10 protein-coding genes are annotated in these 13,296 nt (G+C 73.0%); 4 read left to right on the top strand and 6 right to left on the bottom strand.

Going from position 1 to position 13,296, the window contains the following annotated elements; translation table 11 throughout:
• Window positions 1-105 precede the first annotated feature (105 nt).
• Entirely contained in the window at window positions 106-1,020 is a 915-nt protein-coding gene (locus tag ACQYWQ_RS28390; RefSeq protein WP_431038618.1) for a LysR family transcriptional regulator, read from the bottom strand.
• An 83-nt stretch (window positions 1,021-1,103) separates the two neighbouring features.
• On the opposite strand from ACQYWQ_RS28390, the gene ACQYWQ_RS28395 reads away from it, so the two are divergent.
• Genes ACQYWQ_RS28395 through ACQYWQ_RS28405 form a run of 3 tightly spaced genes read left to right on the top strand, consistent with a single transcriptional unit; the run spans window position 1,104 to window position 4,511 of the window.
• Window positions 1,104-1,811: a succinate dehydrogenase gene (locus ACQYWQ_RS28395; protein ID WP_431038620.1), complete on the top strand. Its 708-nt coding sequence runs from the start codon at window positions 1,104-1,106 to the stop codon at window positions 1,809-1,811.
• Window position 1,812: 1 nt separating this feature from the next.
• Complete coding sequence (locus ACQYWQ_RS28400) at window positions 1,813-3,765, top strand: fumarate reductase/succinate dehydrogenase flavoprotein subunit (RefSeq protein ID WP_431038622.1); 1,953 nt, start codon at window positions 1,813-1,815, stop codon at window positions 3,763-3,765.
• On the top strand, window positions 3,762-4,511 hold the full coding sequence (locus ACQYWQ_RS28405) for a succinate dehydrogenase/fumarate reductase iron-sulfur subunit (RefSeq protein WP_431038623.1): 750 nt from the start codon (window positions 3,762-3,764) through the stop codon (window positions 4,509-4,511). The genes ACQYWQ_RS28400 and ACQYWQ_RS28405 overlap by 4 nt, the downstream gene beginning before the upstream one ends.
• Window positions 4,512-4,610: 99 nt before the next feature.
• Here ACQYWQ_RS28405 and ACQYWQ_RS28410 read toward each other — a convergent pair whose 3' ends face one another.
• The 3 genes from ACQYWQ_RS28410 to ACQYWQ_RS28420 form a co-directional block, all read right to left on the bottom strand.
• The gene (locus tag ACQYWQ_RS28410) at window positions 4,611-5,390 is read right to left on the bottom strand and encodes an SGNH/GDSL hydrolase family protein (RefSeq protein WP_431038625.1); all 780 of its coding nucleotides are present in this window, start codon (window positions 5,388-5,390) and stop codon (window positions 4,611-4,613) included.
• A 67-nt stretch (window positions 5,391-5,457) separates the two neighbouring features.
• Window positions 5,458-7,356, bottom strand: coding sequence for a heparinase II/III domain-containing protein (locus ACQYWQ_RS28415; protein WP_431038627.1), 1,899 nt, complete (start codon window positions 7,354-7,356; stop codon window positions 5,458-5,460).
• A 247-nt stretch (window positions 7,357-7,603) separates the two neighbouring features.
• The gene (locus ACQYWQ_RS28420; RefSeq protein WP_431038629.1) at window positions 7,604-8,290 is read right to left on the bottom strand and encodes a TetR family transcriptional regulator; all 687 of its coding nucleotides are present in this window, start codon (window positions 8,288-8,290) and stop codon (window positions 7,604-7,606) included.
• A 156-nt stretch (window positions 8,291-8,446) separates the two neighbouring features.
• Between ACQYWQ_RS28420 and ACQYWQ_RS28425 the strand changes: the two genes are divergently transcribed.
• Window positions 8,447-9,442 (top strand): quinone oxidoreductase family protein, encoded by a 996-nt coding sequence (locus tag ACQYWQ_RS28425; RefSeq protein ID WP_431038631.1) that lies wholly within the window; start codon window positions 8,447-8,449, stop codon window positions 9,440-9,442.
• A 17-nt stretch (window positions 9,443-9,459) separates the two neighbouring features.
• On the opposite strand, the gene ACQYWQ_RS28430 is transcribed toward ACQYWQ_RS28425, so the two are convergent.
• Window positions 9,460-10,440: an alpha/beta fold hydrolase gene (locus ACQYWQ_RS28430; RefSeq protein WP_431038632.1), complete on the bottom strand. Its 981-nt coding sequence runs from the start codon at window positions 10,438-10,440 to the stop codon at window positions 9,460-9,462.
• A 103-nt stretch (window positions 10,441-10,543) separates the two neighbouring features.
• Window positions 10,544-12,946, bottom strand: coding sequence for an excinuclease ABC subunit UvrA (uvrA, locus tag ACQYWQ_RS28435; RefSeq protein ID WP_431038633.1), 2,403 nt, complete (start codon window positions 12,944-12,946; stop codon window positions 10,544-10,546).
• Window positions 12,947-13,296 lie beyond the last annotated feature (350 nt).

Genomic DNA, 13,296 nt, shown 5'->3' on the forward strand with positions numbered 1-13,296 from the left:
CGGCCCGCAGGTCCCGCCCCGGCGATTTGTACACGCGCCTGCGAGCCCCCGGCAGCCCGTACCGTCACAGCCCGTACCCCCACAGCCCGTACCCCGCAGTCCCCCTTACTCCGTCTGCAACCGTGCCGCCTCGCGGACCAGGATCTCCTGGAGTTCCCTTGCCGCCCTCGGCGGAGCCACGTCGCTGCGGTGGGCGAGGGCGATCGTGCGGTGGAGGCCCGGCGAGGCGAGGGGGGTGACGCGCAGGCCCGAGCCGGGGCGTTCGGCGACCATGCGCGGGACGACCGCGGCGCCGAGCCCTGCCCGGACGAAGCCGAGCACCGCGTCCATCTCGCCGCCCTCGACGGCGAAGGACGGTTCGAAGCCCTCGTTGCGGCACGCGGCGACGGTCAGCTCGCGCAGGTCGTAGCCGTGCCGGAACATCACGAGACGTTCCTCGCGCAGATCGCTGATGCGGACCCTGCGCCCGCGCCCGCTGCCCGAGCCGGGAGCGGTCCGCAGCAGGGACGAGACGACCACGAGGTCCTCGTGGAGCAGCTCCACCGTCTCCAGCGCGGGCGAGGCGGTCGGCAGCGGCAGGACGACGAGGGCGAGGTCGAGCGCCCCGCGCGCCAGCTCCCGTACGAGGTCGTGCGAGCCGCCCTCCTCGATGAGGAGCTGGATGCCCGGATAACGATCGTGATACGTCCGCAGGACGTCGGGGAGCAGTCCCGTGCACAGACTGGGGGTCGCCCCGAGCCGTACCCGCCCTCTGCGCAGCTGGGCGATTTCGCCCACTTCGTGGTGTGCGGTCTCGGCGTCCTCAAGGATGCGCCTGGCCAGCGGAAGCAGCGCCTCGCCCGCGTCGGTGAGCGTGATGTTTCCCCTTGCACGGCTGAAGAGTTCGGCCCCCAGCTCGCGCTCCAGCGCCTTGATCTGCTGCGAGAGCGAGGGCTGTGCGACGTGCACGATCTCGGCGGCGCGGGTGAAGTGCCGGGTCTCCGCCACGGCCACGAAATACTGGAGCTGCTGGAACTGCATGGTGCAACGATAGGCCAGGACTATGGAAATGAGGCCAGTGATCTCTTGGACCTCTTGGGTCGTTCGGCCCTACCTTGCTTGACATGGCTCTGGCACCAGGGACGGACCGACGGCCGTCCAGGACACGAATGATCTGGGATTCCTCCGTCGGCAAGAAGACTGTGATGGCCGTCTCCGGCCTTCTCATGCTGCTGTACTTGATCGTCCACATGTACGGCAACCTGAAGATCTTCTTCGGACCGGGAACCTTCGACGAGTACGCGCACTGGCTGCGGACCCTCGGCGAACCCTTCATGCACTACGAGTGGACGCTCTGGGTCGTCCGCTTCGTCCTGGTGGTCGCCGTCGTGGCGCACGCCGTCTCCGCGTACCAGCTGAGCCGGCGCGACCAGAAGGCCCGCCCCGTCAAGTACGCGCACCCGCGCCGCCGCGCCTCGTACGCGACCCACACCATGCGCTACGGCGGGATCGTCCTCGCCCTCTTCATCGTGTGGCACATCCTGGACCTCACCACCGGCACCGTGCACAGCGGCGGCTTCCAGAACGGTCACCCCTACGCCAACGTGGTGGACACCTTCTCCACCTGGTACGGCAACGTGATCTACATCGTCGCGATGCTCGCCCTCGGCCTGCACATCCAGCACGGCTTCTACGGCGCGGCCCAGACCCTCGGTGTCGGCAGCCGCAGCCGCGACCTGGTGCTCAAGACCCTCGCGAACGTGCTCGCCGTCGTGATCACGCTCGGCTTCATCGCCGTCCCGGTCGGCGTCATGACCGGATTGGTGGACTGACATGACTGACTTCGTCCAGTACGAGACCGCCGAGGAACCCCTCGTCGACGCCTCGGCCCCCACGGGCCCCGTCGCCGAGCGCTGGAGCGACTACCGCTTCCACGCCAAGCTCGTGAACCCGGCCAACCGCCGCAAGCACCGCGTCATCGTCGTCGGCACAGGGCTCGCCGGCGGTTCCGCGGGCGCCACGCTCGCCGAGCAGGGCTACCACGTCATCCAGTTCTGCTTCCAGGACTCCCCGCGCCGCGCCCACTCGGTCGCGGCCCAGGGCGGTATCAACGCAGCGAAGAACTACCGCAACGACGGCGACTCCGTGCACCGCCTCTTCTACGACACGGTCAAGGGCGGCGACTTCCGCGCCCGCGAGTCGAACGTGCACCGTCTCGCCGAGATCTCCGTCGAGATCATCGACCAGTGCGTCGCGCAGGGCGTCCCCTTCGCCCGCGAGTACGGCGGCCTGCTCGACAACCGCTCCTTCGGCGGTGTCCAGGTCTCCCGTACCTTCTACGCCCGCGGCCAGACGGGCCAGCAGCTCCTCCTCGGCGCCTACCAGGCGCTCTCGCGGCAGGTCGCCGCGGGCAACATCGAGCTGCACGCGCGGACCGAGATGCTCGAACTGATCATGGTGGACGGGCGCGCCCGCGGCATCGTCGCGCGTGACCTGATCACCGGCGAGATCGAGACGCACTTCGCGGACGCCGTCGTCCTCGCCTCGGGCGGGTACGGCAACGTCTTCTACCTCTCGACCAACGCGATGAACTCCAACGCGACCGCCATCTGGCGGGCGCACCGCAAGGGCGCGTACTTCGCGAACCCCTGCTTCACGCAGATCCACCCGACCTGCATCCCGCGCACCGGGGACCACCAGTCCAAGCTCACGCTCATGAGCGAGTCGCTGCGCAACGACGGCCGCATCTGGGTGCCCAAGGCCAAGGGCGACAAGCGTCCGCCCAACGAGATCCCCGAGGACGAGCGCGACTACTACCTGGAGCGCATCTACCCGTCGTTCGGCAACCTCGTGCCCCGCGACATCGCCTCGCGCGCCGCGAAGAACGTGTGCGACGAGGGCCGCGGCGTCGGCCCGGGCGGCCAGGGCGTCTACCTCGACTTCGCCGAGGCGATCCAGCGCATGGGCCGCAAGGCCGTCGAGGCCAAGTACGGCAACCTCTTCGACATGTACCAGCGGATCACCGACGAGGACCCCTACAAGGTCCCGATGCGGATCTACCCCGCCGTGCACTACACGATGGGCGGCCTGTGGGTCGGTTACGACCTCCAGACCAGCATCCCGGGCCTCTTCGCGATCGGCGAGGCGAACTTCTCCGACCACGGCGCCAACCGCCTCGGCGCCTCGGCGCTGATGCAGGGCCTCGCGGACGGCTACTTCGTCCTCCCGGCCACCATCAACGACTACATCGCGAAGAACCCCAAGCCGGCCGAGGTCACCGCCGAGCACCCGGCGGCCGTCGAGGCCGTCAAGGAGACCACGGACCGCCTGGAGCGCCTCCTCGCCGTGGACGGCGACCGCACCCCCGACAGCTTCCACCGCGAGATCGGCGAGCTGATGTGGGAGTACTGCGGAATGGCGCGCACCGAGGAGGGCCTGCGCAAGGCCCTGGCCCGTATCCCCCAGATCCGCGAGGAGTTCTGGAAGCGGATCAAGGTCCCCGGCGAGGGCGCCGAGTTCAACCAGTCCCTGGAACGCGCCAACCGCGTCGTGGACTACCTCGAACTCGCCGAACTCATGTGCCTCGACGCGCTGCACCGCGCCGAGTCCTGCGGCGGCCACTTCCGCGTCGAGTCGCAGACCCCGGACGGCGAGGCCGCCCGCAAGGACGAGGAGTTCTCCTACGCCGCCGCCTGGGAGTACACCGGCAGCGGAGAGGCCCCCGTCCTGCACAAGGAAGACCTGGTCTTCGAGTACGTCCACCCCACTCAGCGGAGCTACGCATGAAGCTCACCCTGCGCGTTTGGCGCCAGAAGAACGCAGACGCCCCGGGCGGCATGGTCACCTACGAGGTGGACAGCATCTCCGAGGACATGTCCTTCCTCGAAATGCTCGACACCCTCAACGAGGAACTCACCCTCAAGGGCGAGGACCCCGTCGCTTTCGACCACGACTGCCGCGAGGGCATCTGCGGGGCCTGCTCGCTCGTCATCAACGGTGACGCGCACGGCCCCGAGCGCACCACGACCTGTCAGCTCCACATGCGGTCCTTCAAGGACGGCGACACGATCGACATCGAGCCGTGGCGCGCGGCCGCCTTCCCGGTCATCAAGGACCTCGCGGTGAACCGCTCGGCCTTCGACCGGATCATCCAGTCCGGCGGCTACATCTCCGCGGCGACGGGCACCGCGCCCGAGGCCCACTCCACGCCGGTCCCCAAGCCCGACGCGGACTACGCCTTCGAGCACGCCGAGTGCATCGGCTGCGGCGCCTGCGTCGCGGCCTGCCCCAACGGCTCCGCGATGCTCTTCACCTCGGCGAAGATCAACCACCTCAACGTCCTGCCGCAGGGCGCCCCCGAGCGCGAGTCCCGCGTGCTCGACATGGTCGCCCAGATGGACACCGAGGGCTTCGGCGGCTGCACGCTCACGGGCGAGTGCGCCACCGCCTGCCCCAAGGGCATCCCGCTCATGTCCATCACGAACATGAATCGCGAGTGGCTGCGCGCCCAGCGCAAGGCCGGCAAGCGCTGAGCCCCGCGCGGCGGCCGCGAGCCGCCCTGGCCGTTCGCGGCCGCCCGTACGCCCCGGGTGCCCCCTCCTGACGGGGGGCCCGGGGCGTCCGCATGAGCGCTACGCCCGCGCCACCGGCTTTCGCGCCCCCGCCACCGGCTCCAGCGCACCCGGCACCGCCCGCAGCGCATCGAACCACACGCCCGCCGCCTTGTCGTAGCCCGCCGGGGTGAGGTGGACGCCGTCCGCGAGGTCCGCCGTGGTCAGCGCCTCGTACAGCGGCACGAGATGCACCCCCGCGTCCTTGCCCGCGAGCGCGGCGGGCAGCGCCGCGTTGTACGCCACGACGCGGGCCTGCTGCGTCGGGTCGCTCTGCGGGGGCACCGATGCCACGAAGATCTCCGCGTCGGGGAGCAGGCCCCGTATCCGGTCGACGAGCGCGGAGAGCCGCGCGGGCGCGTGCGCGACGTCGTGGTCCTGGTTGAGGTCGTTGGTGCCGATGAGGAGCAGCACCGTGCGCGGGGTCGTCGCGGCGAGCCAGCCGTCGAGCCGCGCGTCGAGCTGGTCGATGCGCCAGCCCGAGTGGCCCTCGTGGTCGTGGTCGCCCAGCTCGGCGGGCCCGTTGGCGAGCGAGCCGACGAAGTCGACGGTGTACCCGGCCTCGGCGAGCCTGCGCCACAGGCCGATCCGGTAGCCGCCCGGGCAGGGCGTGAAGCCGTCGGTGAGCGAGTCGCCGAGCGGCATGACCCGCACGCCGCCGTTCGACTCGCCGGGCACGTCGGCGGCGGCAGGACGCGCGCCGAACGCCACCCCGGCCGCGGCGCCCGCGCCGACGAGCAGGAAGCCGCGGCGCGAGAGGGGACGGACGTGGCGCACGGCACCTTCTTGTGCTGATCTCACGGTGAACTCCTTCGCTTTCGTGGGGGACGTGCGAGTGGTTCGGTGGAGCAGCCAGGGTGGGGGCCGGTCAGCCCGAAGGGCGCGCGGTGAGTACGTGCGTCCCTTCGGCCGCCGGGGCCCGCGCGGTCAGGACGAGCCGGTGCACTGCCGCGCCCCACACCCGCGTGAAGGCGGGGTCGTCCAGGACGACGGTCTCGGCATCGGCGGCGAAGGCGGCCTCGTCCCACGCGAGCGCGAGCCCCCGCCCGCCCCCGGCGGGCCGTACGAGTGCCCGCCCGGCGCCCGTCACGGTTACCTCGCCGCCGAGCAGCAGACGCAGGACGAGCCGCTCGGGCGCCGCGTCGAGCCGCCACGCGTCCCTGATCTCGACGCGCGCCCGCTCCCCCCGTACGAGCGCGGCGGTCCGCTCCCAGGCCCGCAGCCCGGCGGCCGCCGGATAGGCGCCCGCGAGGTCGAGCGTCAGCGCGGCGCGCCCAGGGCCCAGAGCGGCGCGTACCTCGCGCGCGGCGAACTCCCGGCCCGGCGGCTGTCCGTGCCCGTTCACCTCGGGCACGTTGTGGTACGCGCTCGTCATCGACCAGATCCCGTACCGCTCCCGCCCGAACGTCTCGCGCCGGTACGTGCCGACGCCGACGTCAATGAGGAGCGGGCGCGCGTCCACGGCGACGAGGAAGGAGCCGACGTCGTTGTGGTTGTGGCTCTCGTCGTTGTGCCCGCCCTTCGCCGCGAGCAGCAGCCCGTGCGTCGTTCCCTGCGTCTCGCGTGCCACGAGCACCTGCGTGCCGGGCAGCCAGCCCTGAGCGGGGAGCGGGAACGCCGCCTCGCCCGCAGCGCGCCACTCCGGGTCGAGCAGCGCGCCGAGGACGCGCCGCAGGTCGTACGGTGTGGCGTCCTCGGGCAGGACCGGATCGGCCGAGCCCCGCAGGGCCCGCGCGTGCGCGGCCACGGCGGGCTGCCCCGTACGCCTGCCGTAGCGGTGCAGGACCGAGGGAGCCGCCTCGCGCAGCCGGGCGGGGCCGTCGGCGAAGCTCACCGACCAGCCGTCACCGACCCACATGAGCAGCGGGTACCGCGCCGTGTCCCGGATCAGCGGCTCGGCGAACAGCGCCTCGCCCGTGCCGAGCAGCGAGGTCAGCAGCTCCAGGCACTCGAAGAGCGAGCCGCCCGCGCGCCACCAATAGTGCGGGCCCTCGTCGCAGCCGCCGTCCTCGGGCTGCGCCGCGAGGTAGTGGTCGAGTCCGCGCACGATCCTGCTGACGAGCGCGGAGCGTGCCGCCGGGTCCTCGACCGTGAGCGCGGTGGCGAGCAGGAGATCGGAGTGAATCCACGGGTTCCAGTTGTTGAGCTTCGCCGTCGAACCGTCGTACCAGCCCCACTCGGAGCGCTCCAGGTACGGGCCGAGCACCCGCGTCCACACCTCGCGGCGCAGCCTGCGCCGCGGCAGCGGATCGCGCGCGTCGAGCGCGTCCCCCGCGATCGCGTCGGCGAGCGCGAGGAGCACGGCGGTCGTCGCTGCGCCGAGGTCGAGTGTCGGCGCCTCCGGGTCGGGGAGCAGCCCCTGCCGCGCGTCGAGGACGCGGAAGTCGTGCGCGGGCCACACCCAGGAGGTCTCCTCGCACAGCGCCCACACGCCGTCCATGACCTCGTCGGCGAACTCGTCGGAGAAGCCGGACGCGGCGAGCGCGAGCAGCGCGCGACCGAGCCGCGCCCGGCGCGCGTCCCACGGCGCCTGGTACGCGGCGCGGTCCCCGTCGCGCGCGAACCGCGCGAAGAGCGAGGCGGGCAGCGCGGGCCACGGCTCGCCGAGCGCGGCCCGCGCCTGAGCGAGCACCCGGGCGCGCGTCGCCGCCTCGAACGGCCACTCCTCGCCGGGCCGCGGCACGGGACTCCACTCCCCGAGCGCGGGGAGCAGCTCATCGACGAGGCCGGGCGGGAACCAGTCGGTGAGCGAGGGCGCTGCGGGCATGCCGGGGGACTCCTCGGGCAGGGGCTGACGGCACGCCGGGTGAGCGGCGCGCGCGAAGAAGGCGGCGGCCCTGTCATGAAAGGTGATGGGCCCCGCGAGGTCAATGGCCAGGACCGGACAGGCAGAAAACGCTTGCCATCGGGGGGCGGTGCGCCTCGGAGGGGACGGGGGACGGCCCGTTCAGACGTGGTTCACGCCTGGCCCGGGCCTCGCCCGCGCCTGGCTCGCGCCGTCGTTCACGCCGCGTTCAGTCTTTGCCGGCCGGGAGCGTCGTGACGAGGCCCAGCGCCGTCGAGCGCAGCAGGAGCCTGAGCCGGGGCGTGAAGTCCAGGGCCGAGTGCCCCCACTCCGGGACCTCCGCGTAGAGCGCGGCGAGGCTCGGAGTCGGGTGCGCGGTCTGCCACAGGCCGCCCGCGACGGTGACGCAGGCGGCGAGCAGGGCTTCGAGCTGGGCGGCCGTCAGGGTGCTCGCCGCGGCGAGGGCCGCCACGAGCGTGTCGTGCGCGGCGAAGGCGCGCGTCTTGTAGCGGCGGGCTCGCTCCTTGGTGACGTCGCCTTCGAGGCTCAGCGTCACATGGGTCAGCAGGTCGCAAAAGACGGGCAGTTCGGCGAGTGTGTCGGCGAGCAGTACGGCGACGTCCTCGGGCGAGAGCCCTTCGCGGCCGGCCGTGCGCGCGGTGCCCGCCCCGCCCGTACGCGCGATGACCGCCTCGCTCCAGCGCCGCCAGCCGTCCTCGGCGAGCGCGAGGAGCAACTCCTCCTTGCTCGCGAAGTACCTCCGCACGCCGGTGCGGTGCAGCCCGGCGCGTTCGGTGACGGCCGCGAGGGTCACGAAGCGGACGCCGCCGCGCGCGCGGGCCTCCTCCTCGGCCGCGGCCAGGAGGTCCGCCGAGCGGCGTGCCTTGTCCTCGGTCGACCGGGCTCGTTGCTGCATGGGGCGAGCTTAACGCCGAGCGGCCGCCCGATCGCATTAACGCACCTCGTGATGCGCTAGAGGGCTCCGCGTGTTAGCGTCGCAATTAGCGCATCACGAGGTGCGTTAAATCTCCGGCCCCCTTCCCCGCGGGCCGCCCCCCCGAGGAGCCTCACCATGAAGGTCGTCCAGGCCACCGCGTTCGGTGCCCCCTCCGTACTCGCGGTCACCGAGCTGCCCGACCCCGAGCCCGGCTTCGGGCAGCTGACCATCGACGTGAGCCACGCGGCCGTCGGGCTCATCGACGCCTTCCTGCGCGAGGGCCGTTACCAGGACACGCCCGGGATGCCGCGGCCGCCGTTCGTCCCCGGCCTGGAGGTCGCGGGGACGGTGCGCGCGGTGGGCGAGGGGGTGAGCGGCTTCGCCGTGGGGGAGCGGGTCGTCACCCTGTCGGCGACCGGCGGCACCGGCGGCTACGCGGAGGTGTACGTGAGCGACGCGGCGCACACCGTCTCGCTGGAGGACGGGGAGATCGACGCGGCGCGGGCCGTCGCGATGCTCCCCAATATGGCGATGGCGCACGTCGCGCTCACCCGGGTCGCCCACCTGGGCGAGGGGGACAGCGTCCTCGTGCACGGCGCGCTCGGTGGCTTCGCCGCGGCCTTCCCCGGGATGGCCAAGCGGCTCGGTGCCGGGCGCGTTGTCGGCACCGTGCGTGCCGGGAGGCTCGACGCGGCCCGGCGCGGGGGCCTCCCGTACGACGAGGTGGTGGACTCCGGCAAGCTCGCCGACGCCCTCGCCGGGCAGCACTTCGACATCGTGATCGACCCGGTGGGCGGCGCGCTGCGCTCCGCGAGCCTCGACTTCATGGCACCCGGCAGCCGCCTCCTGGCCTGCGGGAACGCGAGCAACGACTGGGAGCACAAGGTGGACGACAACGAGTTGTGGCTGCGCTGCGTCTCGATCGCGGGTTTCAACGCGGGCGCCTACCTGCCGGGCCACCCCGAGACCCTCCGCCCGGCCCTGGAGGCCGCGCGCTCGGCGATCGCGGCGGGGGCGGGAGACACCGAGATCGAGTCGCTCCCCTTCTCGCGGGCGGCCGCCGCGCACGAGCGGATGGAGAACCGCCGCCTCGCCGGCCGCCTCGTCCTCGTACCCGACGCGCGGTCATGAACTGCCGGGGCGCCCCCTCACGAGGGCAGCCCGGCCAGCCATTCCAGGAGCAGCGTGTTGACCTCGTCGGGCCGCTCCTGCTGGACCCAGTGCCCGCAGTCGTCCAGGAGGTGGGTGCCGCGGAGGCCCGGGAGGGTGTGGGGGAAGGCGTCCACGGCCGCGGAGAGCCAGGACAGCGAGGCGTCCTCGCGGCCCGCGAGGAAGAGCGAGGGCTGTCGCAGCGGTTCGCCCTCCCAGGCCGCCAGGTCCTCCCAGTCGCGGTCCATGACGCGGTAGCGCGCGAGGGCACCGGTGACGCCCGTACGCTCGAACTCGGCCGCGTAGAAGTCGAGTGCGTCCTCGCTCAGCCACGAGGGCAGCGGCCCGTTCACGAAGCGCTCGCGCATCGCGTGCCCGCGCGGCACGAAGAACGGTCCAGGCGGCACGGCGCCGCTCCGCCCCGAGAGGGTCGTGTAGAACCCGGCGAGCCAGCCCCGTACGTCCCGCTCCATCTCGGCCTCGGCGAGGCCCGGACGCTGGAGGAACGGCACGTAGAACTCCTCGTCCCCGCCCATCGACGCGAAGACCTCCGAGGGCCGCGGGCCGCCCGGCGGGGTGTACGGGACGCCGAGCAGCGCGATCGCGGGGAACACCCCGGGCCGCAGCAGCCCGGCCTGCCCGGCGAGCGTGGCTCCCCAGTCGTGCCCCGCGAGCACGGCCCGCTCCTCGCCCAGGGCCCGTACGAGCGCGACGAGTTCGCCGACCAGCGCGAGCGCCCGGTACGCCTCGGTGTCCCCGGGGTGCGCCGAGCGCCCGTACCCGCGCGCGTCCACGGCGACCGCCCGGTACCCGGCGGCGGCGAGTGCGGGCAGCTGGTGCCGCCACGCGTACCAGGACTCGGGGAAGCCGTGCAGCAGCAGGACGAGCGGCCCTTCCCCCTGTTCGACGACGTGCACCCGGCCACCGGGCAGGTCGAGAAGGCGGTGCTGGGGGCGGGGTATCGCGGGTGTCGTGGTCATCGGGTTTCCCTTCGGAGGGGGCGTGTGCCGGACACCCCCGAGCATTCGCCGGGCCTCCCCGCCGGGCCAAGCCGTCTTGCCGCAACGGCAAATCCCGGCGTCCTCACCCGAGCGCCTCGCGCAGATACGCCGCCGTCCTGCTGCCCTCCGCCTGCGCGACGTCCTCGGGGCGGCCCTGCGCCACGATGTGGCCGCCGAGGTCGCCGCCGCCGGGGCCGAGGTCGACGACCCAGTCCGCCGAGGCGACGACGGCCATGTCGTGCTCGACGACCACGACCGTGTCGCCCGCGTCGACGAGGCGGTTGAGCTGGCGGAGCAGCACGTCGACGTCGGCGGGATGGAGGCCCGTCGTGGGCTCGTCGAGGACGTACGCGGTGTGGCCGCGGTGGACGCGCTGCAACTCCGTCGCGAGCTTGATGCGCTGGGCCTCGCCGCCGGACAGCTCGGTGGCCGGCTGCCCGAGGCGCAGGTAGCCGAGGCCGACGTCGAGGAGCGTGCGCAGGCTGCGCGCGACGGCGGGGACGTCGGCGAAGAAGTCCCCTGCGGACTCCACCGTCAGGCCGAGCACGTCGGCGATGTTCTTGCCGCGGTAGTGGACGGCGAGTGTGTCCGGGTTGTAGCGCGCGCCGTGGCAGTCGGGGCAGGGCGCGTAAGTGCTCGGCAGGAAGAGGAGTTCGACCGAGACGAAGCCCTCGCCCTGGCACGTCTCGCAGCGCCCGCCGCTGTTGTTGAAGGAGAACCGCCCCGCGCCGTAACCGCGTGCCCTCGCCTCGTCCGTCGCGGCGAAGACCTTCCGCACGGTGTCGAACAGGCCCGTGTACGTGGCCAGGTTGGAGCGCGGCGTACGCCCGATGGGGCGCTGATCGACCCGTACGACACGCCGGACGCCCTCCGCCCCTTCGAGCGCCTCGTACGGCGCGGCGGGGCCCGGGTCCTCGCCGCGCGCCCGCGCGTCGAGCGCGCCGGCGAGGACGTCGGGGACGAGCGTCGACTTGCCCGAGCCCGAGACCCCGGTCACCGCGGTGAGCACACCGAGCGGGACGCGTACGTCCACGCCGTCGATGTTGTGCTTGCGCACCCCGCGAAGGCGCACCCACCCGCTGGGCTCGCGCGGCGGCGCCTGGCGCGGGCGCGGACCGCCGAAGAGGTAGGTCCTGGTCACCGACTCGGCGACCTCCTGGAGCCCGCCCACGAGCCCGCTGTGGAGCACCTTGCCACCGTGCTCGCCCGCGCCGGGGCCGACGTCCACGAGCCAGTCGGCGTGCCGCATGACCGTGAGGTGGTGCTCGACGACGAAGACCGAGTTGCCCGCCTGCTTGAGCCCGTGCAGGACGTCGAGCAGCGCCTCCGTGTCGGCGGGGTGCAGTCCTGCCGAGGGCTCGTCGAGCACGTACACGACGCCGAAGAGCCCCGAGCGGAGCTGACTGGCGAGGCGCAGGCGTTGCAGTTCGCCCGCCGAGAGCGTCGGGGTCTCGCGGTCGAGCGAGAGGTAGCCGAGCCCCAGGTCGATGACCGTCTCGACGCGCGGCAGCAGGTCGTCGACGAGGACGCGCGCCGTGTTCCCGCCGCCCGCGTCGCGCAGCATCGCGGCGAGCGCGGTGAGCGGCAGCCCGACCGTCTCGGCGATCGTCCGCCCGGCGAAGGTCACGGCCAGGGCCTCCGGCTTGAGGCGCGTCCCGTGGCAGACGGGGCACGGCTCACTCGCGAGGAACCGCGCCGCCTTCGCGCGCAGCGTGTCGCTCTTGGAGTCGGCGAAGGTCTTCAGGACGTAACGTCGCGCGCTCTGGTACGTGCCCTGGTACGGGCGCTGCACGCGGCCCGCCTCGCGGACGGGCTCGACCGTGACGGTGGGCGTCTCGTCCGTGAAGAGAATCCACTCGCGGTCCGCCGGATCGAGTTCCCGCCAGGGCCTGTCCACGTCGTAGCCGAGCGCGTCGAGCACGTCCCGCAGGTTCTTGCCCTGCCAGGCACCCGGCCAGGCGGCGATCGCGCCCTCGCGGATCGAGAGCGAAGGGTCGGGGACGAGCAGTTCCTCCGTCGTGCGGTGCACGCGCCCGAGGCCGTGGCACGAGGGGCACGCCCCGACGGCCGTGTTCGGCGAGAAGGAGTCGGAGTCGAGCCGCTCGGCGCCCTCGGGGTAGGTCCCCGCCCGCGAGTAGAGCATCCGCAGCAGGTTGGAGAGCGTCGTGACGGTGCCGACCGAGGAGCGCGAGGAACCCGCCGAGCGGCGCTGCTGGAGCGAGACGGCGGGCGGGAGCCCGGTGATCTCGCCGACGTGCGGGGCGCCGACCTGGTGGATGAGCCGTCTGGCGTACGGGGCGACGGACTCGAAGTAACGGCGCTGGGCCTCGGCGTAGATCGTCCCGAAGGCGAGCGAGGACTTCCCCGAGCCCGAGACGCCGGTGAAGACGGCGAGGACGTCGCGGGGCACGTCGACGTCGACGTCCCGCAGATTGTTCTCGCGCGCGCCGCGCACCCGGACGTAGGGATCGTGGGGGCTCTCCATACGCCGATCGTAGGCAGCCGGGGGAGTCCTCGCAGGTCCGGGGCGGGGGAGGGCTGCGGGTCCGGGGCGGGGGAGAGGCGCAGGTCCGGGCGGGGTGCAGGTCCGGGGCGGGGGAGAGGCGCAGGTCCGGGCGGGGTGCAGGTCCGGGGCGGGGGAGAGGCGCAGGTCCGGGCGGGGTGCAGGTCCGGGGTGGGGAGGGGCGCCGCCCGGCCGGGCCTTGGCCGCCCCCGCCGGCACCCGCTTCTCCGGGCCCGCCGTGCCGCCGCCGTCGTTCGCTGATCGTGGAGTCGGGCCGACCGGGTGCGTCCTGGCGGCACAGTGACCCGCGCTTCTCACCGGCGGGGTGGGTG

It is taken from the genome of Streptomyces sp. P6-2-1 (assembly GCF_050613165.1).
In the GTDB taxonomy this organism is placed as follows: Bacteria; Actinomycetota; Actinomycetes; order Streptomycetales; family Streptomycetaceae; genus Streptomyces.